This is a genomic window from Microbacterium sp. bgisy207 (assembly GCF_057706855.1).
On sequence record NZ_JBYIPB010000002.1, the window covers coordinates 150,785 to 176,696 of the forward strand.

Annotated in this window: 30 protein-coding genes and 2 tRNA genes; 21 read left to right on the top strand and 11 right to left on the bottom strand. The window is 68.0% G+C overall.

Translation table 11 applies throughout. The features are described 5' to 3' along the window. The first annotated feature begins 4 nt into the window (after positions 1-4). The 9 genes from AC3ENO_RS02360 (at position 5) to AC3ENO_RS02400 (ending at position 7,726) form a co-directional block, all read left to right on the top strand. Entirely contained in the window at positions 5-208 is a 204-nt protein-coding gene (locus AC3ENO_RS02360; RefSeq protein ID WP_434968999.1) for a DUF4244 domain-containing protein, read from the top strand. A gap of 13 nt (positions 209-221) precedes the next feature. Continuing rightward, the gene (locus AC3ENO_RS02365) at positions 222-554 is read left to right on the top strand and encodes a TadE family type IV pilus minor pilin (RefSeq protein ID WP_434969000.1); all 333 of its coding nucleotides are present in this window, start codon (positions 222-224) and stop codon (positions 552-554) included. Further along, a complete protein-coding gene (locus AC3ENO_RS02370; RefSeq protein ID WP_434969001.1) occupies positions 554-871 on the top strand; it encodes an Rv3654c family TadE-like protein in 318 nt (105 codons plus the stop codon). The genes AC3ENO_RS02365 and AC3ENO_RS02370 overlap by 1 nt, the downstream gene beginning before the upstream one ends. A gap of 87 nt (positions 872-958) precedes the next feature. Next, a complete protein-coding gene (gene topA / locus AC3ENO_RS02375) occupies positions 959-3,691 on the top strand; it encodes a type I DNA topoisomerase (RefSeq protein WP_434969002.1) in 2,733 nt (910 codons plus the stop codon). Continuing rightward, entirely contained in the window at positions 3,688-4,317 is a 630-nt protein-coding gene (gene tmk / locus AC3ENO_RS02380; RefSeq protein ID WP_434969003.1) for a dTMP kinase, read from the top strand. The genes topA and tmk overlap by 4 nt, the downstream gene beginning before the upstream one ends. A 62-nt stretch (positions 4,318-4,379) precedes the next feature. Beyond that, a complete protein-coding gene (locus tag AC3ENO_RS02385; RefSeq protein ID WP_434969004.1) occupies positions 4,380-5,552 on the top strand; it encodes a DNA polymerase III subunit delta' in 1,173 nt (390 codons plus the stop codon). After that, complete coding sequence (locus AC3ENO_RS02390; protein WP_434969005.1) at positions 5,549-7,096, top strand: alpha/beta hydrolase; 1,548 nt, start codon at positions 5,549-5,551, stop codon at positions 7,094-7,096. Before AC3ENO_RS02385 ends, AC3ENO_RS02390 begins: the two co-directional genes overlap by 4 nt. Positions 7,097-7,166: 70 nt before the next feature. Continuing rightward, a tRNA-Thr gene (locus tag AC3ENO_RS02395) sits at positions 7,167-7,239 on the top strand. A gap of 100 nt (positions 7,240-7,339) precedes the next feature. Next, positions 7,340-7,726 (top strand): hypothetical protein, encoded by a 387-nt coding sequence (locus AC3ENO_RS02400; RefSeq protein WP_434969006.1) that lies wholly within the window; start codon positions 7,340-7,342, stop codon positions 7,724-7,726. A gap of 11 nt (positions 7,727-7,737) precedes the next feature. On the opposite strand, the gene AC3ENO_RS02405 is transcribed toward AC3ENO_RS02400, so the two are convergent. After that, a complete protein-coding gene (locus AC3ENO_RS02405; protein ID WP_434969007.1) occupies positions 7,738-8,694 on the bottom strand; it encodes an EamA family transporter in 957 nt (318 codons plus the stop codon). A 53-nt stretch (positions 8,695-8,747) separates the two neighbouring features. Here AC3ENO_RS02405 and AC3ENO_RS02410 point away from each other — a divergent pair, with 53 nt between their 5' ends. Then, complete coding sequence (locus tag AC3ENO_RS02410) at positions 8,748-11,063, top strand: MMPL family transporter (protein WP_434969008.1); 2,316 nt, start codon at positions 8,748-8,750, stop codon at positions 11,061-11,063. Positions 11,064-11,082: 19 nt separating this feature from the next. Next, positions 11,083-11,661 carry an isochorismatase family protein gene (locus AC3ENO_RS02415; RefSeq protein ID WP_434969009.1) on the top strand — a complete coding sequence of 193 codons (579 nt, stop codon included), beginning with the start codon at positions 11,083-11,085 and terminating at the stop codon, positions 11,659-11,661. On the opposite strand, the gene AC3ENO_RS02420 is transcribed toward AC3ENO_RS02415, so the two are convergent. The 8 genes from AC3ENO_RS02420 to AC3ENO_RS02455 all read right to left on the bottom strand — a co-directional run bounded on the left by AC3ENO_RS02420 (position 11,662) and on the right by AC3ENO_RS02455 (position 17,827). Beyond that, positions 11,662-11,862 (bottom strand): hypothetical protein, encoded by a 201-nt coding sequence (locus tag AC3ENO_RS02420; protein ID WP_434969010.1) that lies wholly within the window; start codon positions 11,860-11,862, stop codon positions 11,662-11,664. A 72-nt stretch (positions 11,863-11,934) separates the two neighbouring features. Further along, a complete protein-coding gene (chrA, locus tag AC3ENO_RS02425; protein ID WP_434969012.1) occupies positions 11,935-13,182 on the bottom strand; it encodes a chromate efflux transporter in 1,248 nt (415 codons plus the stop codon). 64 nt (positions 13,183-13,246) lie between these two features. Then, a complete protein-coding gene (locus AC3ENO_RS02430) occupies positions 13,247-13,633 on the bottom strand; it encodes an arsenate-mycothiol transferase ArsC (protein ID WP_434969013.1) in 387 nt (128 codons plus the stop codon). Next, entirely contained in the window at positions 13,630-15,021 is a 1,392-nt protein-coding gene (locus AC3ENO_RS02435; RefSeq protein WP_434969015.1) for an FAD-dependent oxidoreductase, read from the bottom strand. Before AC3ENO_RS02435 ends, AC3ENO_RS02430 begins: the two co-directional genes overlap by 4 nt. Before the next feature lie 38 nt (positions 15,022-15,059). Next, complete coding sequence (locus AC3ENO_RS02440) at positions 15,060-15,788, bottom strand: aquaporin (RefSeq protein WP_434969016.1); 729 nt, start codon at positions 15,786-15,788, stop codon at positions 15,060-15,062. Positions 15,789-15,802: 14 nt separating this feature from the next. Next, positions 15,803-16,444 carry an arsenate reductase ArsC gene (locus tag AC3ENO_RS02445; RefSeq protein ID WP_434969017.1) on the bottom strand — a complete coding sequence of 214 codons (642 nt, stop codon included), beginning with the start codon at positions 16,442-16,444 and terminating at the stop codon, positions 15,803-15,805. Then, positions 16,441-16,857, bottom strand: a complete 417-nt coding sequence (locus AC3ENO_RS02450) for an arsenate reductase ArsC (protein WP_434969018.1) — start codon at positions 16,855-16,857, stop codon at positions 16,441-16,443. Before AC3ENO_RS02450 ends, AC3ENO_RS02445 begins: the two co-directional genes overlap by 4 nt. A 70-nt stretch (positions 16,858-16,927) precedes the next feature. Further along, positions 16,928-17,827 (bottom strand): metalloregulator ArsR/SmtB family transcription factor, encoded by a 900-nt coding sequence (locus AC3ENO_RS02455; protein ID WP_434969019.1) that lies wholly within the window; start codon positions 17,825-17,827, stop codon positions 16,928-16,930. A gap of 51 nt (positions 17,828-17,878) precedes the next feature. On the opposite strand from AC3ENO_RS02455, the gene AC3ENO_RS02460 reads away from it, so the two are divergent. The 4 genes from AC3ENO_RS02460 to AC3ENO_RS02475 all read left to right on the top strand — a co-directional run bounded on the left by AC3ENO_RS02460 (position 17,879) and on the right by AC3ENO_RS02475 (position 20,552). Then, on the top strand, positions 17,879-18,673 hold the full coding sequence (locus AC3ENO_RS02460) for an MOSC domain-containing protein (protein ID WP_434969020.1): 795 nt from the start codon (positions 17,879-17,881) through the stop codon (positions 18,671-18,673). 559 nt (positions 18,674-19,232) lie between these two features. Beyond that, the gene (locus AC3ENO_RS02465; protein ID WP_488185755.1) at positions 19,233-19,643 is read left to right on the top strand and encodes a hypothetical protein; all 411 of its coding nucleotides are present in this window, start codon (positions 19,233-19,235) and stop codon (positions 19,641-19,643) included. A gap of 121 nt (positions 19,644-19,764) precedes the next feature. Continuing rightward, positions 19,765-20,139, top strand: a complete 375-nt coding sequence (locus tag AC3ENO_RS02470; RefSeq protein WP_434969022.1) for a PadR family transcriptional regulator — start codon at positions 19,765-19,767, stop codon at positions 20,137-20,139. An 8-nt stretch (positions 20,140-20,147) separates the two neighbouring features. Then, complete coding sequence (locus AC3ENO_RS02475) at positions 20,148-20,552, top strand: hypothetical protein (protein WP_434969023.1); 405 nt, start codon at positions 20,148-20,150, stop codon at positions 20,550-20,552. 253 nt (positions 20,553-20,805) lie between these two features. On the opposite strand, the gene AC3ENO_RS02480 is transcribed toward AC3ENO_RS02475, so the two are convergent. After that, a tRNA-Lys gene (locus AC3ENO_RS02480) sits at positions 20,806-20,881 on the bottom strand. 115 nt (positions 20,882-20,996) lie between these two features. On the opposite strand from AC3ENO_RS02480, the gene AC3ENO_RS02485 reads away from it, so the two are divergent. Both AC3ENO_RS02485 and AC3ENO_RS02490 read left to right on the top strand, forming a co-directional pair. Beyond that, positions 20,997-21,248 (top strand): antitoxin, encoded by a 252-nt coding sequence (locus AC3ENO_RS02485; protein ID WP_434969024.1) that lies wholly within the window; start codon positions 20,997-20,999, stop codon positions 21,246-21,248. Beyond that, positions 21,245-21,673, top strand: coding sequence for a type II toxin-antitoxin system VapC family toxin (locus tag AC3ENO_RS02490; protein ID WP_434969025.1), 429 nt, complete (start codon positions 21,245-21,247; stop codon positions 21,671-21,673). The genes AC3ENO_RS02485 and AC3ENO_RS02490 overlap by 4 nt, the downstream gene beginning before the upstream one ends. A gap of 111 nt (positions 21,674-21,784) precedes the next feature. Here the strand turns inward: AC3ENO_RS02490 and AC3ENO_RS02495 are convergent, their stop codons facing one another. Further along, positions 21,785-22,453: a fasciclin domain-containing protein gene (locus tag AC3ENO_RS02495; RefSeq protein WP_434969026.1), complete on the bottom strand. Its 669-nt coding sequence runs from the start codon at positions 22,451-22,453 to the stop codon at positions 21,785-21,787. A 120-nt stretch (positions 22,454-22,573) separates the two neighbouring features. Here AC3ENO_RS02495 and sigK point away from each other — a divergent pair, with 120 nt between their 5' ends. From sigK to AC3ENO_RS02515, 4 genes are all read left to right on the top strand, one after another. Further along, positions 22,574-23,164: an ECF RNA polymerase sigma factor SigK gene (gene sigK, locus AC3ENO_RS02500; protein WP_434969028.1), complete on the top strand. Its 591-nt coding sequence runs from the start codon at positions 22,574-22,576 to the stop codon at positions 23,162-23,164. Continuing rightward, positions 23,161-23,919, top strand: coding sequence for an anti-sigma factor (locus AC3ENO_RS02505; protein ID WP_434969029.1), 759 nt, complete (start codon positions 23,161-23,163; stop codon positions 23,917-23,919). The genes sigK and AC3ENO_RS02505 overlap by 4 nt, the downstream gene beginning before the upstream one ends. 30 nt (positions 23,920-23,949) lie before the next feature. Next, the gene (locus AC3ENO_RS02510) at positions 23,950-24,588 is read left to right on the top strand and encodes a DNA-directed RNA polymerase subunit beta (RefSeq protein ID WP_434969031.1); all 639 of its coding nucleotides are present in this window, start codon (positions 23,950-23,952) and stop codon (positions 24,586-24,588) included. Positions 24,589-24,911: 323 nt separating this feature from the next. Then, the gene (locus AC3ENO_RS02515) at positions 24,912-25,796 is read left to right on the top strand and encodes an aminodeoxychorismate lyase (RefSeq protein ID WP_434969033.1); all 885 of its coding nucleotides are present in this window, start codon (positions 24,912-24,914) and stop codon (positions 25,794-25,796) included. The last annotated feature ends 116 nt before the right edge of the window (positions 25,797-25,912 follow it).

A 25,912-nucleotide genomic window follows, 5' to 3' on the forward strand; every position in this document is an offset into this window, starting at 1 on the left:
TCCCATGTCACCCCGTTCCCTGCCCCGCCTGACCTCGCGCGCAGCGCGCGAGCTGTTCCTCGACGAGACCGGCGCCGCCACGGCCGAGTACGCGATCGCCACCATGGCGGCCGTCGCATTCGCGGGCCTGCTCGTGGTCATCATGCGCTCGGATGAGGTGCGCGGCATCCTCACCGACCTCGTGCGGCGCGCGCTCAGTGTCGAATGATCCGCGACGTCGAATGATCCGTGGCGGACTCGGCGGTGATCGCGGGTCGGTCGCCGCCGAGTTCGCGATCGCCTTGACGGCGGTTGCCGTGGTGATCCTCATGGCCGTCGGGTTGCTCGGAGCGGCAGGGCGCCAGATCCTTCTTCAGGATGCCGTCGCCGACGCGGCTCGGCTCGCCTCCCGTGGCGAAAGCGGCGCCCGTGTCGTCGGAGTCGTGCAGGCCGCGGTTCCGGGCGCCGCCGTGCAGATCAGCGACTCCGGAGACCTCATCTGCGTCACCGCATCGCGCACGGTCTCGGGGATCGCGATCAGCGCCCGCGGGTGCGCGCTCGCGGGGGGCTGGTGATGGCAGGCACCCTGGCTTCGGTCGGCCTGGCAGCGGTCGCGGCGTCGGTGATCGTCGCCTCGGCAGGAGTGGGTGCGGCATCCGTTGTCGCTCAGCGAGCGAGCGGTGCCGCTGATGCGGCGGCGCTGGCAGCGGCGGATGCCGCGTCCGGCGCAGTCGACGGCGTACCCTGCGATCGGGCCGAACAGGTCGCGGCGGCAGGGGGTGCCCGGCTGCGGGTGTGCGACCTCGCCGAGCTCATCGCCACGGTCTCGGTCACGGTTCGGTTCGGCGCGTTCGAGGTCAGCGCGTCGGCGCGCGCGGGGCCCCCGACGTAGGGCTGTGCCGGCGGATGAGGTTCGGCCTCCCAGCCTTCGCTGTGTCGCCGTGTGTGTATGGTGTGCATCGAAGAAAGGAAGCTTTCGTTGGCCACAGGCAAGAAGCTCGTCATCGTCGAGTCCCCGACGAAGATGAAGTCGATCCAGGGGTACCTGGGCGACGAGTACGAGGTGCTCAGCTCCGTGGGACACATCCGAGATCTCGCGAGCAAGAAGGACATCCCGGCCGAGAAGAAGCAGGCGTACGGGAAGTACTCGATCGACATCGACAACGACTTCGACCCCTATTACGTCATCAGCGACCGCAAGACGAAAACGGTCGCCGAACTCAAGCGCGCCCTCAAGGAGGCCGACGAGGTCCTGCTCGCCACCGATGAGGACCGCGAGGGCGAAGCCATCGCCTGGCACCTCCTCGAAGTGCTCAAGCCCAAGGTTCCCGTCAAGCGCATGGTGTTCCACGAGATCACCAAGGAGGCGATCCGCGCGGCGGTCGAGAAGACCCGCGACCTCGACCTCGCCCTCGTGGACGCCCAGGAGACGCGCCGCGTTCTCGACCGGCTCTACGGGTGGGACGTTTCACCCGTACTGTGGCGAAAGGTCGGCTCCGGGCGTGAAGGTGCGGCCCTGTCGGCGGGTCGTGTGCAGTCTGCGGCGACGCGAATGGTCGTCGACCGCGAGCGTGAGCGGATGGCGTTCGTCTCCGCCGACTACTGGGACGTCGAGGCTCTCGCAACGAAGCAGGGTTCCTCGTTCACGACACGCTTGGCGCGACTGGACGGCGCCCCGCTCGCCCGAGGCGCCGACTTCGACGACAACGGTCAGCTCAAGAAGGCCGTCGTCGTGCTCGACGAGGCCGCAGCCCGCGCGCTGGCTGACGCGGTCGACGCGGCAGCCGAGGCATCCGTCACGGCCCTCGAGGCCAAACCCGGCACGCGCAGCCCCAAGCCGCCCTTCACGACCTCGACCCTGCAGCAGGAGGCCGGCCGCAAGCTCTCGATGAGCGCCAAGCACGCCATGAGCGTCGCACAGCGCCTCTACGAGAAGGGGTACATCACCTATATGCGCACCGACTCGACCGCTCTGTCGGCGCAGGCGGTCACCGCGGCGCGCACGCAGGCTGTCGAGCTCTACGGTGACAAGGCTGTGCCGCTGAACCCGCGCACCTACCGCAACAACAGCAAGAACGCGCAAGAGGCGCACGAGGCGATCCGGCCGTCGGGGGAGTTCTTCCGCCGTCCCACGGAGGTCACCGGTCAGCTCGACCGCGACGAAGAGCGCATGTACGACCTCATCTGGAAGCGCACCATCGCCAGCCAGATGTCGGATGCGAAGTACGAGACCACGACCGTCACCCTCGCGGTGGATGCCGGCGGCAAGACCGCCGAGTTCACGGCATCCGGGACCGTCTACACCTTCAAGGGGTTCCTCGAGGCCTACGAAGAGGGCAGGGACGAGAAGCGCAGCGACGCGGACCGCTCCGACGACCAATCGCTGCCCGCCCTCGCCGTCGGGGACGTGCTGGCGCTCGCCGAGATCGAACCGAAGGGTCACAGCACCAGCCCCAAGCCCCGCTATACGGAGGCGAGCCTGGTCAAGGCGCTCGAGGAGAAGGGCATCGGCCGACCCTCGACCTTCGCGAGCATCATCGACGTGATCCTCGACCGCGGCTATGTCGTCAAGCGCGGCCAGGCCCTCGTGCCGACGTGGCTCTCGTTCAGCGTCGTGCGACTGCTCGAACAGCACTTCGCCGACCTCGTCGACTACGACTTCACGGCAGCCCTCGAAGACGACCTGGACGCGATCGCCCGGGGTGAGCAGCAGCGCACCGCATGGCTGAAGGAGTTCTACTTCGGCTCCGACGCCCACGTCGGGCTGCGCAACATCGTCGAGAACCTCGGCGAGATCGACGCCCGCGAGCTCAACGCCACCCGGATCACCGACACCGTGACCCTGCGTTTCGGCAAGTACGGACCGTATCTCGAGGTCGTCGACCCCGCGAACCCGGATGCCGAGCCGCGCCGTGTCAACATCCCCGAGGATCTCGCGCCCGACGAGCTGACCCCCGCGAAGGCGCAGGAGCTCATCGACGCGCCCGTGGCCGGCAACCGCGTGCTCGGCGAGAACCCTGCCAACGGCAAGCTCATCGTCGTCAAGGACGGCCGCTTCGGTCCCTACATCGAAGAGACCGAGCCCGAGGCCCCGGTCGCGGTGGACCCCGAGACCGGCGAAGTGATCGAGTCCGCGCCCGCCGCGAAGGAGACCGCCCCCGCGAAGGGCAAGAAGGCCAAGGATGCCGCGCCGAAGAACCGCACGGCATCGCTGTTCCGATCGATGTCGGTCGACACGATCGACCTCGAGACGGCGCTGCGGCTGCTGGAGCTTCCCCGCGTCGTGGGCGAGGATCCGGCGACGGGGGAGCAGATCACGGCGCAGAACGGCCGCTTCGGCCCATACCTGAAGAAGGGCACCGATTCGCGCTCGCTCGAAAGCGAGGCGCAGATCTTCGACATCACCCTCGAGCAGGCGCTCGAACTGTATGCGCAGCCGAAGTACGGGGCGCGGCGCGCGTCGAGTGCGCTCAAGGAGTTCGACGCCGACCCGACCAGCGGCAAGCCGATCCGCCTGCGCGACGGTCGATTCGGTCCGTACGTCACCGATGGGGAGACCAACGCCACGATTCCGCGGGGGGAGCAGGTCGACGACGTGACCTTCGAGCGGGCGGTGCAGCTGCTGGCCGACAAGCGCGCCAAGGGCCCGGCGCCCAAGCGCACGACGACCCGACGCAGCACGACGGCACGCAAGACGACGGCGAAGAAGTGACCGGACCGGGACTGTTCATCACGCTCGAGGGTGGTGACGGCTCGGGCAAGACGACGCAGGCGAGACTGCTGCAGGAGTGGTTCGAGTCCGAGGGGCGCGTCGTGGTGCGCACGAGAGAGCCCGGCGGCACCGAGGTCGGCGGACTCATCCGCGACATCGTGCTGCACCACCGCGGCGAGGTCTCACCGCGGGCCGAAGCGCTCCTCTACGCCGCCGACCGCGCCCACCACATCGCCACGGTCGTCCGGCCGGCCCTCGCGCGCGGCGAGGTCGTGCTCCAGGATCGCTACCTCGATTCTTCGGTGGCCTACCAGGGCGCGGGTCGGGTGCTCGGGCGCACCGAGATCCGGGACCTGTCGCTGTGGGCGACCGAGGGGCTGCTTCCCGACCTGACGGTGCTGCTGGACCTTGATCCGGCGGCGGCGCGAGCACGGCTGGATGCCGACGACAAACCCTTCGACCGGCTCGAGTCCGAACGGGACGAGTTTCATGCGAGGGTGCGTGCCGAGTATCTCGCGCTGGCCGCGGCCGAGCCGGACCGTTTCCTCGTTCTGGATGCCTCGCTTCCCGCGGATCAGATTGCGGGAGTCATCCGCACCCGGGTCGCCGAGCTCCTTGCCGGGTGACCGGAGCTGCGGCGCCCTCCGCTCGCGGGTCATGGTCGGGTGCCGCAGCTACGCTGGTCAGCATGCATGCAGCGCCCCCCGAGCAGGATGTCCCGTGGGGCGCCGTGTGGGGGCAGCCCGATGCCGTTGCGCAGTTCCAGGCAGCGGCATCCGACCCTGAGTCCCTCGCACACGCGTGGCTCATCACCGGACCACCGGGGTCGGGAAGGTCGACTCTTGCCGCCGCGTTCGCGGCAGCCCTGATCGCCGAGCCCGGCGACGAGGCGACCATGCGGCAGGTGATCGCGCGCACCCACCCCGACGTGACGGTGCTGCGCACCGAGCAGGTCATCATCCGCATCGACGAAGCACGCCAGCTCGTCGAACGCGCCTACTTCGCGCCATCGCTCGGTCGGTACCGGGTCATCATCGTCGAGGACGCCGACCGCATGGCCGAGCGCACCTCGAACGTCCTCCTCAAAGCCCTTGAAGAGCCCCCCGAGCGGACGGTGTGGGTGCTGTGTGCACCCAGCGACGCCGACCTGCTTCCGACCATCCGGTCTCGCGTTCGGGTCGTGCGCTTGCGGGAACCCGAGGTCGCCGACGTCGCTGCCCTCATCGCGCGCCGCACGGGAGTCGACCAGGCGACAGCCGAGCAGTCCGCCCGGCACGCTCAGCGGCACATCGGGATGGCCCAGCGGCTGGCGACGGATGCCGAGGCTCGCGCCCGGCGCGACCTGACGCTGCGCTCGGCGCTGGGGGTACGCAACGTCGGCGACGCGGTGGATGTGGCAGGGCGCATCGTGCAGGCGGCGACCGACGACGCGAAAGCGCTCACGGCCGAACGCGACGACGCCGAGCGTCAGAGTCTGCTGCGCACGCTCGGCATCGCCGAGGGAGCTGCGGTTCCTCCCGCCGTTCGGGCCCAGGTCAACGCCCTCGAGGAGGACCAGAAGCGCCGCTCCACACGGAGCCTCCGCGACGGCATCGACCGCGTGCTGACCGATCTGCAATCCCTGTACCGGGACGTGCTGATGATCCAGTTCGGACGGACCGGCGACGCCGGCGGAAGCATCCTGATCAACCGGGAGCTGGATGCCGACCTGCGCGCGCTGGCCGAGGCCTGGCCGCCGCAGCGTACGCTCGTGGTGCTCGACGAAATCGCCCGGACTCGTCGCAACCTCGAGCAGAACGTCGCGCCGACCCTCGCGCTGGAGAGTCTGCTCATCACCGTTTCGACGGGAAGGACGCCATGACTGCACGCCTCGCTCGACGACTTCTCGCGCTCGGTGCGGTGACAACCGCGACTGCAGTGGCACTTGCCGGATGCTTCCTGCTGCCGGCTCCTGACCGCAGTGACGCGCCGCACCGCTCGCCGACTCCGATCACCGACGGAATCGCCGAAGACCTGCTGCCGTTCTATCAGCAGACCCTCGAGTGGGCGGCGTGCGGCGACGGCTTCGACTGCACTACCGTGACAGCCCCCCTGGACTGGAGCGATCCGGAGGCCGGCACCCTCGACCTCGCGGTGATCCGCCACGCCGCCACCGGCGGCGAGCCGCTCGGCTCTCTTCTGACCAACCCCGGCGGGCCGGGCGCGAGCGGTGTTGCGCTCGTCCGGGACTCCCTGGGCTTTGCCGTCGGACAGGCGCTGCAGGAGAGCTACGACATCATCGGCTTCGACCCGCGGGGTGTCGGCGACTCCAGCGCCGTCGCGTGCCTTGACGATGCGGGCATGGACTCCTTCGTGTTCGACATCCCTCCGGGGCAGCGTCGATCCGCCGAGTGGGATGCCCGCGTCGTGGAGCAGCAAGAGGCGTTCGCTGCCGCGTGCGAGCAGAACAGCAACGGCATCCTGCCGTTCATCGACACCGAGAGCGCAGCGCAGGACATGGACCTGCTGCGCGCGGTGCTCGGCGATGAGAAGCTGAACTATCTCGGCTACTCGTACGGAACATTCCTCGGCGCGACGTACGCGAAGCACTACCCCGACCGCGTCGGGCGGCTCGTGCTCGATGGCGCGATCGACCCGTCACTGAGCGGACTGGACGTCTCGACACAGCAGGCCATCGGGTTCGAGAACGCCTTGCGCGCATACATGGCCTCGTGCGTGGGGCAGAGCGAGTGCCCGTTCAGCGGCTCCGTCGATGAGGCGATGGGCGACCTCGCGATCCTGCTGGCCAGTGTCGATCGTGATCCGATCCGCAATGCCGACGGTCGGATGCTGGGCGCCGACTCGTTGGTGACCGCGATCGTGACGGCTCTGTATTCGGAGGACAGCTGGCCCTTCCTGACGCAGGCTCTGACGGATGTGCTCCAGGGGGATGCGCGCAACGCCTTCCTGCTCGCGGACTTCTACTACAACCGGCAGGACGGCGAGTACCTCGACAACTCGACCGAGGCCTTCCTGACCTACAACTGCATGGACTATCCGGGCGGCGAAACGGATGCCGAAGAGGCGGCCTCGGCTGCGGCGATCGCCGAGCAGGCGCCGACGGTCGCGCCGTACTGGGAGGGCGTCGACCTGTGCGAGGTGTGGCCCTACGCTCCCACCGGCGTCCGGGAGCCGATCTCGGCTGCGGGAGCCGAGCCGATCCTGGTGATCGGTACGACCGGGGACCCCGCGACACCGTACGACTGGTCGGTGGCGTTGGCTGAGCAACTCGACTCCGGCGTGCTCATCACCCGCGTCGGGGAGGGGCACACGGGCTACAACAAGGGCAACGCGTGCGTGGATGCCGCGGTCGAAGCGTATTTCCTCTCGGGAACCGTTCCGGAGGATGGTCTCGTCTGCCAGTAGCGCTCGCCGTGGTCACGAGGCGGACGGGGACACGGTAAGATCGTTGATCGTGCATCGCGCGAGCGATCACGCCACCTTAGCTCAGACGGCAGAGCGATTCACTCGTAATGAATAGGTCAAGGGTTCGATTCCCTTAGGTGGCTCTGAACGAGAAGAGGCCGTCCCCAGGGCGGCCTCTTCTCGTTCATCGGTGGGGACGATTCCCTTGGGTGGCTTCGGCCCACTCCCTGCGAGAATGATGGCGTGCCTCCCGCGCTCGCCGTTGCCCTCGAGATCTACACGTGGATCGGGCTTGGTGCGACGGTGCTTCTGGGGATGGCCGCGCTGGTTGCCTGGGTCGCCGATGGTTCATGGGTTGCCGTGCGCGCCGTCGTCACGACCACGCCCGGCAGCGAGGTCGTGCGGTGGTTCGACGACAGCGGCGTCCTCGGTGAGGCGCCGCTTCCATCCGGTGCGAGCGTGCACGATGAGCAGGTCGACCTCTGGGCGCGTCTGGGTCGACACGACACCGTCCGGGTCTCTCGAACCTCGCCACTTGTCCGATCTCTTGCGCGCCTGACTGTCGGCTTCGCTGCGCTCGCTCTGGCCGGACTCGTCGTGTCGACGGTACTGCTGTTTCTCGAGGGCTGATCGAGCGCCGCTCAGGCGAGCGCCAGCAGAACTCCTGCCCCGAGTGCGAGAGCGAGGCCCGCCCACTGCACGGGTGCGATGCGCTCGCGAAGCGCGAGTGCGGCAAGCACGATCGTTCCGGCCGGATAGAGCGCAGTGAGCGCCGCCACGATCGACAGGTCCCCGAGCCGCAGGGCAGCCAGGAGCAGGACGTTCGCGATCACATCGAGCACTCCGCACACGATGGCCAGCCACCATCCCGTGGGCCCCGAGCTCGGGGGAGCGGATGCCTTCGCGCTCGCGTGCTCGAGATCGGCATGACCGGTCGGTGTCGCACCGAGCTCGACCGCGCCGACGCGCAGTGCGGCGGCAGCGCCCGCTCCGCGACGCACGGCCGCGACGATCATCACCAGGACGATGAGAGTCGTGATGATCGCGTTGGTGGAGCGGTTCGCGATCATGGGTACCAGGCCGCTGTCGTCGCTGGTCTGATCGAGGGCGATGAGGAAAGCCCCGATCGCAAGCCCCGAGCCGATGGCCATGAGCAGACCCCGGGCGGAGGGGCGTACCGCACCCTGGCCGGGAATGAAGCCGACGAGGACCACGGCGACGAGCGCGACGCCCAGCCCGACGTATCCGATGACCGTCAGGCTTTCGCCGCCGATCGTGAGTCCCCAGATCATCGGGGCGATGGCGGAGGTCACGGCGGTGACCGGCGAGAGGATGCTCATCGGTCCGATCGCGAGGCACGCGTACAGCAGGGCGATCGCGATGACACCGAAGACACCGGAGAGCGCGCCCCAGGCCACGTCGGCGAGGTTCCACCGGGCGCCGAAGAACGGGACCAAGGCGAAAAGGATCACCAGTCCGCTCAGGGCCGCGGTCGCGGTGACCACGATCGAGCGGAGTCGTCGCGCCGCGAGTCCGCCGAAGAAATCGGCCGCGCCATAGATCAACGCTCCGAGCAGAGCAATGGATGCCGAGATCACCCGTCCACCCTAGGGGTTGCGGTGTGGACGCTATTGCTAGATAAACTAGCGATATGCCTTCTGCGAAAGAGCGTCTTCGTCCCTCCCGGTGGTTGCGGATCGGTATCCCTGCGCTCCTGGTGCTCATCTGGGTGGGGGTCGGCTCCGTCGGGGGCCCCTACTTCGGCAAGGTCGACGAGGTTGCCAGCAACGATCAGTCGAGCTTCCTTCCCGAGAGCGCCGATGCGACACGGGTTGCCGAGCGACTTCCGGACTTCCTCGGCGACGAGGCGATTCCCGCTGTGCTCGTCGTCACCGGCGACGGCGATCTCACGGACGATCAGATCGCGGAGGTCCAGACGGTGGTCGACGAGATCGCCGGCATCGAGGGCGTCCTGGATGGGGTGTCGCCACCGGTCGTCTCAGAAGACGGCGAAGCCGTGCAGGTCTTCATTCCGATCGACTCCTCCGGTGAGGTACGTGACGTCGTCGAAGAGATTCGAGCGTTGGTGGTCGAGGAACTGCAGGCGCCGCTGGAAGGCTGGGTGACGGGCCCGGCAGGATTCACCTCGGACCTGGTCAAGGGCTTCCTCGGCATCGACGGTCTGCTCCTGGTCGTCGCCCTCGTCGCCGTCTTCGTCATCCTGGTGATCGTCTACCGGTCGCCGCTGCTTCCGATCCTCGTTCTCATGACCTCGACGTTCGCGTTGACTGTCGCGCTTCTCGTGGTGTGGTGGCTCGCGTTCGCCGGCGTGTTCGTTCTCAACGGGCAGGTGCAGGGCATCCTGTTCATCCTCGTGATCGGCGCCGCGACCGACTACGCCCTCCTCTACGTGGCCAGATTCCGAGAAGCCATCGGCGAGGGCGAGCCGCGCTGGACCGCGACCCTCCGCGCATGGAAGGGCTCCTTCGAGCCGATCCTCGCCTCCGGTGGCACGGTGATCGCCGGCTTGCTCATCCTGCTGCTGTCGGATCTTGCCACCAACCGAGCACTCGGCCCGATCGCGTCGATCGGGATCGCTTTCGCGATGCTGTCGGCACTGACGTTCCTTCCTGCGCTGCTCGCTCTGTTCGGACGCGTCGCATTCTGGCCGTTCATCCCGAAGCGCGGGCTCACGGAGCTCCCCGACGATTTCACGCAGCCCGTCAAGGGATTCTGGCCGCGGCAGGCGCGGCTCATCGCGCGCCGTTCGCGCCCTGTCTGGATCATCACCACCGTCGCGCTCCTGGTCGCCGCGCTCGGCGTGACGCAGTTCAAAGCCGACGGGGTCGCCTCGAGCGATCTCGTGCTGGGGTACTCGGAAGCGCGAGACGGCCAGGAGGTCCTCGCCGAACACTTCCCCGCGGGCTCGGGCAGCCCGGTCTACGTCATCGTGCCCGAGGGGGAGCTGGCGGCAGTCGTCACCGTGCTCGAGGACAACGACGGGATCGACTCCGTCTCGGTCGCGTCGGAGGACTCGCTGAGCGGGCAGGCGCCTGTCGCTGTCGAAGACGGGGAGCCGGTGTTCACCGCCGTCGGGCCCCCGGGCACGCCCGCTCCGACCCCCACCACCTCCGACGGGGACGTGCTGGTGATCGCGACGCTCACGGATGCCGCGGACTCCATCGAGGCGGAGCAGACCGTGCGTGAGCTCCGCGTCGCATTCACCGAGGACCTCGGCGAGGGCGTCGCTCTGGTCGGGGGAGTCACGGCGACGGATGTCGACTCCAACGACACCTCGATCCGCGACCGCACGGTCATCATCCCGATCGTGCTCGTGGTCATCCTTCTGATCCTGATGCTGCTGCTGCGTTCGGTCCTGGCGCCCGTGTTGCTGATCCTCACCGTCGTCGTATCGTTCGGTTCGGCTCTGGGCGTCAGCGCGCTCGTGTTCGACTATGTCTTCCAGTTCCCGGGTGCCGATCCCGCGGTCCCCCTCTACGGGTTCGTCTTCCTGGTCGCCCTGGGTGTCGACTACAACATCTTCTTGATGTCCCGGGTGCGCGAGGAGTCGCTGGTGCACGGTACGCGGCGCGGCATCCTGCGTGGGCTCGTCGCGACGGGCGGGGTGATCACGTCAGCCGGTCTGGTCCTGGCGGCGACCTTCGCGGCGCTCGGGGTGATTCCGATCCTGTTCCTGGCTCAGCTCGCGTTCATCGTCGCCTTCGGCGTGCTCCTGGACACTTTCGTCGTTCGCTCGCTTCTCGTGCCGGCGCTCTCGTACGACATCGGACGGGCGATCTGGTGGCCGTCGAAGCTCTGGCGAAACGGTCCCGAGGTGCGCGGGACGGCGACCGATCCGCGCGCGCCGGCCCCCGAGCTGGTCGGGGCGACGCACGCGGACGGAGACGCACAGCCGGTGAGCCGGCGGGCGCTCCGGGAGCGCGGACGGCATTCCGACGGCGCGTGAACGGGCGTAGCCTCGGGGTATGGGTAGGGCACTGTTCATCGTCGACGTCCAGAACGACTTCACCGAGGGTGGGGCGCTCGGTGTCGAGGGTGGGGACGCCGTGGCCGAACGGATCTCGCGGTACCTCGTCACGCACGCCGAGGAGTACGACATCATCGTCGCCTCACGCGACTGGCACCATCCCGACCACGACAACGGCGGGCATTTCCATCCCGAACCGGACTTCGTCGACACCTGGCCGGTGCACTGCGTCAGCGGGACGGAGGGTGCCGAGTATGATCCCGCGTTCGATACGGCATCCGTCACCCACCATGTGAAGAAGGGCCAGGGCGAACCGGCCTACTCCCTGTTCGAAGGCACGACGGATGACGGGGCGAAAGTGTCGGATCTGCTCACGGCCCACGGGATCCTTGAGGTCGATGTCGCCGGAATCGCCACCGACTACTGCGTGCGCGCCTCGGTGCTCGACGCGATCGCGCACGGGCGTCGCGTGCGCGTGATCACGAACCTGGTCGCCGGGGTCGCCGCGGAGTCGAGCGAGGCAGCGCTCGCTGAGGTTGCGTACGCCGGCGCGCAGCTGGTCGAGATCTCGGTCTGATCAGGCGCCGCCCGACATCCTCGTCCAGGCCGCCTTGCCCTGCGCGCGCAGCGCTGCATCGTTCGGGGTGATGTCAGGGCTCTGGCCCGCCCGAAGCATGTCGTTATGGGGCTTCGTGCGCTCATCCGCGGTCAGAAACCGCCACGACACCCCGACCGCAGCGACGACGGCGAGGATCACGATCGCGAGGATGTACGGCATAGCGTCATCGTATGCCCGCCGCAGCGGGCAGGGGCGGGGGTTGCATGACCTGCCGGTATCTGCGTGGACAGATCAGTGGGCGCCGAGAGCCGCCAGCAGGATGCCGCCGGCACCGCCCACCAGTACCACGGCCCACGGCGGCAATCGCCAGGAGATCAGCAGCACGAAGCACGCGAGGGCCAGGCTGAATGATCCTGGTCCGATGATCGAGGTCGTGAACAGCGGATCGTAAAGAGCCGCCCCCAGGATGCCGACCACGGCGGCGTTTGCCCCCCGCATGAGTGCCTGCATCCAGGTCCGGGTCTGCAGCGCATTCCAGAAGGGGAGAACGCCGACCAGCAGGAGAAAGCCCGGCAGGAAGATCGCGGTCAGCGCGACCGCGGCGCCGAGCACGCCGCCGGGGCCGACTGTCGCGAGCGTGCCGAGGTAGGCCGCGAATGTGAAGAGCGGGCCCGGCATCGCCTGGACTGCACCGTAGCCCGCGAGGAACTGCTCTGGCGTCACCCACCCCGTCTCGACAACTCCTGCCTGCAAGAGCGGGAGCACGACGTGTCCGCCGCCGAAGACGAGGGCGCCGGCACGGAAGAAGGTGTCGAACACGGAGAGCGACCCGTTGCCGGTGAGCGCGGCGAGAACCGGCATCCCGAGAAGGATGACGACGAAGGCTGAGAGGCTGACGACACCGACACGCCGAGACACCGGGAAGCGCGTCAGCCCGGTGTCGCCGAGGCCGGCGACCGGCTGCGAACGGCACAGGATCAGGCCGGCCAGGGCGCCGAGCACGATCGCGAGCACCTGACCGATCGATCCGGCCAGGAGCAGAGCGATGACTGCGGCGACGACGGCGACCGAGGCGCGGCGCGCATCAGGCGTGAGGGTCCTGGCCATGCCCCAGACCGCCTGCGCAACGATGGCCACCGCGACGATCTTGAGGCCGGTCAGCAGGCCCTCGCCGATGACTCCCTCGAACAGCGCCGCCCCGAACGCGAAAGCGACCATGAGGATCGCCGAGGGCAGCGTGAAAGCAAGGAACGCCGCGACCGCGCCGAGCGCGCCGGCGCGGTGCAAGCCCATCGCGAAGCCGACCTGGCTCGAGGCGGGCCCGGGCAGGAACTGGCACAGCGCGACCAGATCGGCATATGCCTTGTCGGTCATCCACCGTCGGCGCGCCACGAGGTCATCGCGGAAATAGCCCAGGTGAGCGATGGGCCCGCCGAAGGAGGTCACGCCCAGCCGCAGGAACGCCCAGAAGACCTCCCACACCGACCCGCGTGCCGCGACGGATGCGGAGGAGGTCGTGTCTGGCTCGTCCGCGGTCACGGGCGGAGTCTACGGGGCGCGCCGTTCGTAGGGGTGAACCGCCGACGTCGGGTGCGCTGAACGGTCAGAGGCGAGCGGCGAGCTCGCGCACGCTGCGCAGAACATCCTCGCGCAGCCCGCGTGCCCCATCGGCATCCCAGTTGGCGGGGTCGGGGAACTGCCACTCGATGAGCTCTCCGGCGACCGGCCCGGGCAGGGCCAGGCCCGGCTTCATCGTGACGACGACGTCGGCGCCCGCGAGGTCCTCGGCAGTCACAGCGCGGGGTACGGCCGCGGAGGTGTCGATGCCGAGCTCGGCGAGGGTCGCGGCGATCGCGGGGTTGATGCTCGCGGCGGGGGAGAGGCCCGCGCTGGTGGCCACGACGCCCTCGGGTGCGACATGGTTCATGAGGTGGGCACCCAGCTGGGAGCGTCCGGCGTTGTGCTGGCAGATGAACAGGACGGTGGTCATGGCGTCTCCTCGAGCGGGGTGGGGGTGTGGTGGCGCTCCCAGGCCTGGGCCGCCACCTGTACGGCGTCCCACGGTGAGCCCAGCGGCGGCGTGTAAGAGAGGTCCAGCTCGCTGACCTGCGCGACCGAGAGTCCCGCGTACAGCGCGGTCGCGTACGTGTCGACGCGCTTGGCGGTCTCGGTGCCCAGCCGCCCGACCAGTTGTGCGCCGAGCAGCCGACCCGTCGCGCTGTCGCCGGTCACCCGGATGCTGATCGGCTGCGCACCGGGGTAATAGCGCTTGTGGTCGTCGGCGACAGCGGCGACAGTTGCCGGCTCGAAGCCCGCGGCGCGGGCCTCGTGGTCGCGAAGTCCCGTGCGCGCCGCGACAACGTCGAACACCTTGACGACCTGGGTGCCGACGGAACCGGCAAATCGCGCCGCGCCGCCCAGCGCGTTCTCGCCCGCGATCCGCCCCTGCTTGTGCGCCGTGGTGCCCAGCGGAAGGTACGTCTCGCCCAGCAGGCGGTGATGCGTGATGACGCCGTCACCGGCAGCGAACACGTGCGGAATCCCGGTTCTCATGGACTCGTCGACCACGACCGCGCGCCCGGCGCCCAATCGCGCACCGGCCTGCTCGAGCAGCGCCGTGATCGGTCGCACTCCGACGACCAGCAGGATGACGTCGGCGTCGTGGCTGACCGCTTCACCGTCGACCGTGGCATGTACGCGCAGTGCCGCACCGGTGCGCTCGACGCTGCGCACGATCGTGCGGGTGTGGACGGTCACCCCGTGAGCGACCAGCTCATCGTGCACGATCGACGCCAGCTCCGGGTCAAGCGTCGAGAGCACCTCGGGTCCTCGCTGCAGCTGGGTCACCGCCATCCCGCGCGCCGCGAAGCCCTCGGCCATCTCGAGTCCGACGTATCCGGCGCCGATGATGATGGCAGTGCGCGGCTGGCGCTCCTGCAGGTCGCGTTCGAGCGCGAATGTGTCGCCCATCGAGTGGATGACGTGCACGCCGTCAGCCGGGCCGAGCTCTTCGAGCCCGTCGATCCCGGCGCGCGAGGGGAGCGCCCCCGTGCCGACGATCAGTTCGTCGTACGCGATCTCGGACTCGCCGCCCTCCGTGTCGCGCACCGAGAGACGCCGCGCTGCCGTGTCGATGCGCGTGGCCAGGGTGTCCAGGCGCAGCGCCATCCCTGTCGCTTCCAGATCGGCGTGCGTCCGGTGCGCGAGACTTTGCCACGGTGAGACATCACCGGAGAAGTAGTAGGGGATGCCGCAGATCGAGTAGTTGGGATAGCTGTCGGCGACCACCACGGTCACCTCGGCACCGGCGTCCAGTTCTCGCGCCCGCAAGGCGGCGGAGATTCCGGCATCGCTGCCGCCGACCACGACGATATGCATGGTGCTCCTGGTGGTGAAGGGTCAGGGTCGGGTCGGTTTCAGCGGCTCTCAGCGTCCAGCTGCGGGATGACGATCTCTTCGGCGGCATCCGTGACGTGGGGGAACAGCAGCATCGCCGCGAACACCGCGATCGCGGCTCCGACCAGCTGCGCACCGATGAACGGCAGCACCGACGACGCCCCGATTCCCGCAAACGTATCGCTGAAGAGGCGCCCGACGGTGACGGCAGGGTTGGCAAACGATGTCGAACTGGTGAACCAATACGCGGCACCGATGTACGCGCCCACGGCCGGAGCCGCTGCAGCCCCCCGGCCGGTGCGCGCGAGTGCCACGATCAGCAGGATCAGCCCGAACGTCGCGACGACCTCGGCCAGGAGCGTAGCCGGGGTTGCACGATCGGTCGTCGACAGGCTCGTCGGGACGTCGAACATGAGGTTCGCGAGGACGGCCCCGCCGATGGCGCCCGCGATCTGCGCGATCACGTACACCGCGAGAGTCGGTGCCGATAGACCGACCCGGCGGCGTCGGCCGAGCAGCCAGTCCACGAACGAGACGGCGGGGTTGAAGTGGGCGCCCGAGACGGGCCCGAGCATCAGGATCAGCACGGCCAGGCCCAGGGCTGTCGCGATGCTGTTCGCGAGCAACTGGATGCCGACATCCTCGGACAGGCGGGTCGCCATGATGCCCGAGCCGACGACGACCGCGACGAGCAGTCCGGTACCGAGGAACTCCGCGAAAGCGCGGCGAAGCAGAGGAGCGGGGTGCACGGTGCGGGGGCCGATCAGCCGACGAGCTCGGTGACGAGCGTTTCGACGCGGCGTCGGATCTCGTCCCGGACTTCGCGGACACCATCCAGGTCGAGCCCCGCCGGATCCGTGAGCTCCCAGTCGAGGTAGCGCTTACCCGGATAGACCGGGCACGCGTCCCCGCAGCCCATCGTGATGACAGCGTCCGCCGCGCGCACGACATCGTCGGTCAAGGGCTTGGGGAACTCCTCGTCGACGTTGATGCCGATCTCTTCGAGCACCGTGACGACACTCGGCAGGATCGACACCCCCGGCTGCGATCCGGCGGAGCGGACGTGAACACGATCGCCGGCGATGGCGCGGGTGAGCGCAGCGGCCATCTGCGAACGTCCCGAGTTCTGCACGCACACATACAGCACCTCCGGCGCCGGCTTGGCAATGAGGCCCTTGGACTGGGCGAGCGCGGTCAGGCGGTCGCGCGCGAACTTCTCGGCCAGGCTCGCCAGGTGGGTGTCCACCCGCGCGGTGCGGGCAAGCGCCGTGTACGACTCGAACACGACCCGCTCGACGGTCTCTTCGTTCACGATGCCCGCGAACTGGTGGGCCAGTCGCTGCGTCGCGCGACGCAGGGTCGCCTCGACCGAAAGCAGCGGATCCTGCCCACGTCCGGCGCTCATGCCCGTTCTCCTGCCGGGACCAGCTCGGCGATGAGGTTCTCCACGCGCCCGCGAATGTCGTCGCGGATGATGCGCACGCTCTCGATGCCCTGGCCGGCCGGGTCGTCGAGCTGCCAGTCCTCGTAGCGCTTGCCGGGGTAGATGGGGCAGGCGTCCCCGCATCCCATCGTGATGACGACGTCGGATTCCTGCACCGCCTGAACCGTCAAGACCTTCGGGGTGTTGCCCGCGATGTCGATGCCCTCTTCGGCCATCGCCTGGACGGCGACGGGGTTGATCTGATCCTTGGGCTGGGAGCCGGCCGAGCGCACCTCGATCTGGCCGCCCGAGAGTGCCTCGAGGTACCCAGCGGCCATCTGGGACCGGCCGGCGTTGTGGACGCAGACGAACAGGACGGTGGGCTTGACACTCATGGGGTCACCTTTCTCGAGGGCTTCGAGAAAAGCATAGACCACGATCTATTGATTTGTCACTCGAGTGTCGTCATCCGTGGCGCGCGACCGGGCCGCGCAGATCGGCGAGCAACCCGCGCACGCGTCGTTCGATGTCGTCGCGGATGCCGCGCACGGCCGCGAGGGGTTTGCCGACGGGGTCTTCGAGGTCCCAGTCGAGGTACCGGCGCCCCGGGTAGACCGGGCACGCGTCCCCGCATCCCATCGTGATGACGACATCCGCGGCGCGGACGGCCTCGTCGGTCAAGGGCTTGGGGAACTCATCGCCGATCGTGACGCCGATCTCGTCGAGCGCCGTCACGATGGTCGAGCGCACCTCGGCGGTCGGGGCCGACCCTGCCGTGCGCACGGTCACGGCATCTCCGGCGAGATGCCGCAGGATCCCGGCTGCCAACTGTGACCTGCCCGCGTTCTGGACGCACACGAACAGGACGCTCGGTGGGGTGTCGGCGTCGATGGCGGGCGCCGACGAGCGAGCGATCGCCTCGAGTCTGCTCGCGGCGAACGAGAACGTCCGTGACGCCAGCAGCGCGGAGCCTCCCGCGGCGAGGCGCTCATGACTGTCGGCGACGACCTCGCGGATCTCTGTCGGATCAATGCGACCGTCGAAGCGTGTTGTGAGATCGTCGACGATCCGATCCAGGTCGACGGCTGCCGTCTCGCGCGGGCGCCCGAGAATCGCGTCGACCCGCTGCTCGGCATCCGGTGCGACCGAGTACCAGACCTGACGGCCCTCGGGTTCGCGGACCACGATCCCGTCGGTCAGGAGCGTCTTCATGTGGTGGCTCACGGTCGGTTGCCGCAGTCCCAGCTCGGTGGCAAGGCGCCCCACGAGCACTCTGCCGTCGGGCGAGGTGCGCATGAGGTGCAGGATGCGGGCGCGCGTCGGGTCCCCCAGCGACGTGAGCGCGGCATCCGTTCCAGCATCCATCGATCGCAGTCTATTCGATTGTCGTCGCGGAGGGCGTGCGACGATGTGTGCATGGGGACTGTCGCGGCACTGTTCCGGTATCCCGTGAAGGGCTTCACGCCGGAGGAGCGCGACGAGCTGGTCGTGCAGCCCGATGGGCGGATCGAGGGCGATCGGGTCCTCGCATTCCGGTTCGCGAGCGCCGTCGAGCCCGAGCGCGTCGACGGCCTCGACCACTGGCCCAAGAGTCAGGGACTCGCGCTCATGGATGTGCCCTCGCTGGCCCGACTTCGCCTGGCCTACGACGCAGAAAGCCGTCGGCTGCGCATCACGGACGGCTCCCGCGTGCTCGTCGACGCGGGGCTCGACCCCGACGGTCGGCGCGAGATCGAGGCGGCGGTGACGGATGCCGTGACCGCCGGTCCGGATGCGCGCAGGCTGCGCGGTGCGGGGCGGCTCCCACTGCGGCTGGTCGGCGACGGCGCGAATGCCCGGTTCCAGGACCGCGCTCGCGGCTACATCTCGCTTCACACGTCAGCATCCGTCGCTGCGATCGACAGTCTCGTCGACGTCCCGGTCGACGATCGCCGGTTCCGATCGAACATCGTCGTCTCGGGTGTGCCTGCTTGGGACGAGCTCACCTGGGGTGGGGTCGTGAGGATCGGCGCGGTGCGTTTCGTGGTGTCGGAACCCATCCGGCGCTGCACCGCCATCATGGCCAATCCCGACAGCGGGGAGCGGGATGCGAACCTGCTGCGCATCCTGACGACGCAGTTCGATCAGGCCGCACCTACCCTCGGCGTCCTGCTGCTTCCCGTCGAAGGCGGCGGAGTCATCCGTGTGGGAGATCACGTCGAGGTCGAGTGACCGAGGTGCTGAGAGGGCACCCGCGCCGGTTGAGTCTGCGCGAGAGAGGGTTTCCGGCAACGGGGGTAGCCGTAAAGTCGCGTACGTGTTCAGAACCGTCGGACTATCCGGTGTCCTCATGGCTGCCCTCCTGCTGGGCGCGTGTTCGACCGCCGATCACCGACCGGCTCCTCCGGCCGAGGCGCCTGGGTATTTTGGCAACCCGACACTGACCGGAACGCCTCTCGACCTGATTGGCGACCCCCTGAAGGCATGACGGCGATAGCGCACGGACCTGTGCTTGTGATCACCACAGTGGGGTCGGGGAGCTGCCCCTGGGTGCCGGCGGCCGACTCGATAGACGATGAGCAGATGGTCATTTCCGTCGAACTGACTGCATGGGGTATCGCAGGCGAATGCACCGCGGACTCCGCGCCGCGAACGTTCGAACTGCCGATGGACCGAGACGTCAGTCAGTACGTCCTGCGTGTGTCGGCTGTGCCCCCGAGATGATCATCGCCGGGATCCCCGGAAACGCCCTTCTGGCGATTTTTCGAGTAACGCTGACATGGTGGGGCTCGTGAACGCGTACTCGAGAAAATCGGTGGACGCGGCTCGCTTCCGTAAATTGGCTGTTCTAACAGAGGTGCGGGCCGTCACGGAGCGACTGGTTCCGCGCCAGGCCAAGCGGCTCACGTCTGCCGAGATTGCCGAGTTCTGTGAAGCGTATCGCCGTGGTGGCAACGTTCGGGAGTGGGCGCGGAAGCTCGACGTGCACCGCTCGACGTTGCACGAGATCGTGCGAAGACAAGGTCTCGAGCGTCTATCCGGAATCGTGACGCCTGAGCAGCAGGTCTTGGCGGACGCTTATGCCCAGGGGGCGACGCTGGCCGAACTCGCAGCTCAGCACCAGATGGGACCGAACCGGGTTGCCCGGCAGTTGCGGGCGGCTGGTGTGGAGCTTCGTCCGCGTGGTCGGCGCCCGTCCTAGGCAGGTGGGATCGGCAGGTTGAGCATAGGTGTCACTGATCGTGAAGCAGTGTGTACTTGCCCACGGGCCTGAGTGGCACGCGCTTATTGACATGAATTATATCGGGAGTATAATACTAGGCATGCATAACCGTCCGTCCGTTACCGGTCTACTTGAGAGCTGGGAGAGCGTTTTTCGGCAGGGTCTCCTCACGTTCTGGACGTTCGTAGTTCTCGATCGTGAGGCCTCGGATGTGACCATGATCCGGCACGGCGTTGAACGGATGAGCGGCGGGACTTATCGTCCGTCGGAGCAGGTGCTCTACCGGCAGCTACGTCGGCATGCGGATGTCGGGCTCGTGGATCGCCGTCAGGAACCGACCCGCCATGGTCCCCCGAGAAACCTGTTCTCCTTGTCTGAGCTAGGGGTAACCGTTCTCGAGTCGTTCGCTGCTCGGAACATTCTTCCGTTCGCCGCAGCTGAAGTGCAGGCGATCATCGAAAGAGGCGCCAAATGAACCTCGCCGTGATTCGAAACACAAATCTCAAGTGGTTCATGCTCGTGAACACGCTGACGACGATCGCTTTCTTGCCGGCAATGGCATGTGCGGTCGCGCAGCAGAACGAAGTGGCGACGATCTGGGCTGCCGCGGTGTACGGGGGCGTCTGGTTCTTGTCTGGCCTCATCTGCGGGATCGCGGACGGGGCGAGTTCACGTGGGCTGCACCGAGAACTTGCCTACGCCTCATTCATGTTCGTGTGCGCCTTCTACATACTCCTCGCGGGCCGCATCTTCTGGTCGAGCATTCTCCCGCTCGGTTGGATCGAGACGACTCTCGCCGCAGCAGTGTGTGCCCTGGCGGTCGCGCTGATACAGATCTACAGCCGCCGCAATCACGCGGGATACACGCGCGACGAACTATTCAAATAGCCCGGCCGGCGAGTCATCGACGGGACGCTCTTGGTTGTGCGCGCTACAACACCATCGGTACATCCGACAGGGGTGACTCAAACGTCCGAAACGTGTACCGATGCCAAGACCCCTCATGGGGTTCGAAAAAAGAGAACAGAGGTCAGGCCGCGAATCGGGCGTACAGGCGGGATGAACCGTGATGTACCGACCGGGCGCCGAGATGCAAGAAATCACCCTGGTCAGAGGGTGATTCGGGAATAGTTCGGTTTTGTGGTGGGCCCGGAGGGGCTCGAACCCTCGACCCGCGGATTAAAAGTCCGATGCTCTACCGACTGAGCTACAGGCCCCAGGCCTCCCAGCCTACTTCGTGCGCGCTCGGCGTTCGACGGCGCCCCGGAAGCGAGATCTCCGGATCGCTCCCGCGCATCAAAGCATCATCGATTCGGATGAGATGATGCTCGCGTGCGCACGACGATCACCCTGACCCCCGCCGCGGAGGAGGCTGTGCGCAAGGTCATGCGAGAGCGCGGGCTGTCGTTCAAGGATGCGGTGAATTCGGCGATCCTTGCGGGGCTTGCACCCGACGCGGCTGCGCCCTTCGAGACTCCCGTTCGTCAGCTCGGGCAGGCGCGCGTTCCGCTAGATCGGGCTCTGGCTCTCGCGGCCGATCTCGAAGATGAGGCCATCGCGCAGAAGCACGAACTCGGCAAATGAAGCTGGTCGATGCCAATGTCCTCCTCTATGCCGTGGACGCTGACGCCCGCCACCACACGGAGGCCAAGGCGTGGCTCGACGGCGCCTTGAGCGCCAGCGAGACCGTGGCGATCCCGTGGGTGTGCGCCCTGGCGTTCGTGCGTTTCACGACCAGTCCGCGCATCTTCCCGCATCCGCTCGACCCCGACGACGCGTTCGACATCGTCAACCGGTGGATGAGGTGCCCGAGCGTTGTGAGCCCCGAGCCGGGGGCAGGACACCTCGACCGGATGCGCTCCCTGCTCGCTGTGACCGGAACCGGCGGGAACCTCGTGACGGATGCGCACCTTGCCGCCCTCGCGATCGAGAATCGCGCCACGGTCGTGACCTTCGACGGAGACTTCGCACGCTTCCCTGGCGTCACGTGGCGCCGACCCGGGGACTGAGTCAGCCCACTGGCATCCGTAGGCGCAGTGCCGGACGCAGCGGAGCCGCCGGCATCCGAAGACACCGACGGCTCCACTACCCCTCCACCCTGGGGGATCGCCAACCGGCGCTCACATGGGAGGCATGAGCACCGTGTCGACGAGGTAGACGGTCGCGTTGGCGGTCTGGACCCCGCCGCAGATGACCATGGCGTCGTTCACCATGAGCTCGTCGCCCGAGCCGGTCACCTCGACGTCGGCGCCCTGCACGGTCGCGTGGGTGCCGGGGAGGTCCTCCGGCAGGATCTGACCGGGAACCACGTGGTAGGTGAGGATCGAGGTCAGTAGCGCTGAGTCGGTCGACAGCGTGTCGATCGTGGCCTGGTCGATCTTCGCGAAGGCGTCATCGACGGGCGCGAAGACGGTGAACTCGCCGCCGTTGAGGGTGTCGACCAGATTCACGTCGGGGTTCAGCTGACCGCTGACGGCCGCCGTGAGGGTCGTCAGCAGCGGGTTGTTGGATGCTGCCGTGGCGACGGGATCCATCGCCATGCCGTCGACCGATCCGGCCCCGGAAGGCACAGCCTCGGCATACTCCATGCAGCCCGGTCCCACGAGGTAGGCGGCGGCGTCCATCTCCTCCATGTCGTCCATGGGTGCGGTCTCTTCGGCCATCGGCGTTTCGGCCATCTCGTCATCCGTGCCCTCCGTGCTCGCGGTGGAGCAGGCGGACAGGGCGAACGCGGCGACGAACGCCAGCGAGGCGCCGGCTGCGATGCGGGACTTCTTGGTGATCAGCATTGTTCCTCCGGTGTATTCGGAGCCTCGTCGGGGCTCTCGATCGTCCGCACGTGCGGCGTACACAGGGGTCTTCGGAAGCGCGGCGACATCGGATGGGAAATCATGCGGCATGCTGGATCCATGGTGATCGACGGCATGGACGTGCCAGACGACGGGACGGATGCCGTCGATCACGTCGCCGAGCTTCTCGAACGCACTGCGCGTGGAGATCAGCAGGCGTTCGCGAGCCTCTACGACATGCTTTCGGCGCGGGTCTTCGGACTTATCCTGCGGGTTCTGGTCGATCGTTCCCAGAGTGAGGAAGTCCTCCAGGAAGTGTTCCTGGAAGTGTGGCAATCCGCCGCCCGCTTCGCTCCGAACAAGGGACAGGGCAGGTCCTGGGTGCTGACGATCGCACACCGCCGAGCCGTCGACCGCGTGCGGTCGTCGCAGGCGAGCGTCGAACGCGACATCCGGATCGGGTTCCGTGACATCGACGTCGCCCACGACGGGGTCGCCGAGCAGGCGGAGCTGCGGATCGAGAGCCGACGGGTGACAGAGGCTCTCGCCGCCCTTCCCGACTCACAGCGCGAGGCCCTGACTCTCGCATATTTCGGGGGTTACAGTCAGAGCGAGATCGCGGCGCTTGTGGGAGCGCCGCTAGGAACAATCAAAACCCGGATGCGTGACGGACTGTCGCGCCTGAGAGCAGAGATGGGGGTGGCCTCATGAACGAGAAGGAGTTCGCCGAGCTGTCGGCGGCGTCGGCGTTGGGCGCCCTCGACGCCGAGCAGCAACAGACCTTCGATCTCGCCCTCGCGATGCATCCGGAGTGGCGAGGCATCGCCGAGCGCGACCTCGAGACGGCTGCCGCTCTCGCCGACTACACGCCCGAGGTCGAGCCGCCCGCAGAGCTTCGGCACCACATCCTTACGCGCATCGCGCTGGCACCACAGACGGATGCCGTTCCTGTCGGCGCTGAACCGCGACCGAACACCGGTGTGATCCAGACGCGATCGCGAACGCGGTGGATGCGGAGCATGTTCGCGCTCGCAGCATCCTTCGTCCTGCTGGTCGCGCTCGGGTTCACGGCCGTGAGCGTCAACGACTGGCTCAATCGTCCGTCCGACGCCGTCCTCGCGCTGGAGCAGGTGCGGGCGGCGCCGGATGCCCAATCCGCGGCGGCCGAGATCGAGGGCGGCGAAGGAGAGTCCACGGTCTACTGGTCGCAATCCCTCGGCAAGGCCGTGATCGTGTCGGACGGGCTGCCGCAGATCCCCGATGACCGCAGCTTCGAACTGTGGTTCATCCGGGACGATGTCCCGATCGCAGCGGGCGCCTTCGACCCCAGCGGCGGCGAGCAGGACACGTGGCTGCTGCAGGGCGAAATGGAGCCCGGGGACGTCATCGCGATCACTGTCGAACCCCAGGGCGGGTCGCCGGATGGTGTTCCTTCCGGCGACGCGATCGTTGCAATTCCGACCTGAGCCGAGGCCGTCGCGACTACCCTGGAGCGAGTGACTGACGACTCCCGGCCCTATCACAAGCCCGTGCGCAGACCCGCGGAGCTGTTCGACCGGCTGTTCGCGGCGGAAGACCCCGCAGAAGTATCCCGGGTGGCCCATTCGACGGCGCAGGCGCTGCTGTCTCGCGTTCGCGCCGACCCCGACGAGGCCGTGGTGGAAAGGCTCGTGGCGTTCACTGCTGAGCACGGCATCGACGACATCGCGGAGTTGTGGTCCCGCTCGCCAGCCAAGACCCTTCCCGGGGCGTTGTGGCGGCTGTATCTGGTGCAGCTCATGATCCACGACGACCCGCTCACCGCGGCGCTTACCTATGAGCGCGGACGCGCCGCGCTCGAGACCGCCGACGCGCTCATCGCCGGGGCGCCGGTGCCCGCGAGCCCGGACGAGCTCGTGACACTCGTCGACACGATCCTTCGGGGGCTTTTCCGGGGCGATTTTGCCGTCGCCCTCGATCGCGCTGCCGCGTTCTGCCGTGTGCAGGCCGCTGGCGCCACCTACCTCGCCGACGATTACGACGCGACCGAGTCCGACCGCAGCGCCGCCTTCACGACCCGAGCCCTGCGACTGAGCGACTACGCATCCGATCTGAGCGCGTGCGCGGCCCTGTGGCGTCGCGAATCCCTCACCTGACCCGGCGCGCCGCGCCGCCGGCATCCTCGCGCGCCCCCTGGCGCGAACCCACAGCATCCGTCGCGAACCCTCCGGTTTCGGGCGCCGGATGCTGTGGGTTCATGCGGAAATGTGTGGGTTGGGCATCCAGACGGTGCGTCCGGAAAGGGTGCGCGCCCGAAGGACAGCCCGCAGGTCGGGCAAGAAAGTGCCGGGCCGCAGAACGCCTCTCGGCGCGTGGCCGCTCGTAGCGGCAGAAGATGGAGCCCGGGGTTACTGCGGCCCGGCTACCCCAGTCTAACCGCCACGACGCGGTGGGTATTCCGCCGCGTAGGCTTCATCTCATGCCCACGACGTATGCCCTCATGATCCAGCCGGTCGACGTGGATGCTGACCGCACGGACTTCGCAGACACGTTCGCGCCTGTCGACCCCGAGGCGCCGGCGTTGAGCGTCGGGGAATTGAGCACACAGCGCGGGGACGGCATCTTCGAGTCGATCGGTGTCGTCGACGGGCACGCACAGGAAGTCGACGCGCACCTCGAGCGGCTGGCTCACTCCGCGCGTATCTGCGATCTTCCCGCACCGCATCTCGCACAGTGGCGAGCGGCCATCGACGAGGTCGCCGCGCACGCGAGCGCGGGGGAGTCGGTGATCAAACTCATCCTCAGTCGCGGGATCGAGCACGGACCGACTCCGACGGCGTGGGCGACTCTTGCGCCGGCAGCGGACTTCACGGCTGCGCGGGAGCGCGGCATCCGTGTCGTGACCCTCGATCGCGGGTACGACTCGACCGTTCCCGCCCGAGCACCCTGGCTGCTCCTGGGCGCCAAGACCCTCTCGTATGCCGTCAACATGGCCGCGCTTCGCGAAGCCCGGCGGCGCGGGGCGGATGATGCGATCTTCACCACGACCGATGGTTTCGTGCTCGAGGCGCCCACCGCCTCGCTCGTGCTGCGTCGCGCAGACCGCTTCACGACGCCGGCGCCGACGGGCGGCATCCTGCATGGCACGACGCAGCTGAGCCTCTTCGCCCACCTCGAACAACGGGGGTTCGAGACGGGCTACGAGCAGATCCCGACGGATGCCCTCGCGACCGTCGATGCGGCCTGGCTGGTCTCGAGCGTCCGCCTCGCCGCGCCGATCACCGCCGTCGACGGCGTCGCGATCCCGACGGATGCCGCATTCACGGCGGGTCTGAACGCCTATCTGCTCAGCCCCCGCGACTGACGCTCGTCCTCGCCGCGAGAGGGCAGCGCCGTTACGACGGCCTGCCGCCGAGTGTGCCGATCACCGATGCCTCGGCCCGGCGTATCGGCTAGGGAATGCGCCGTTGCGACCGAACG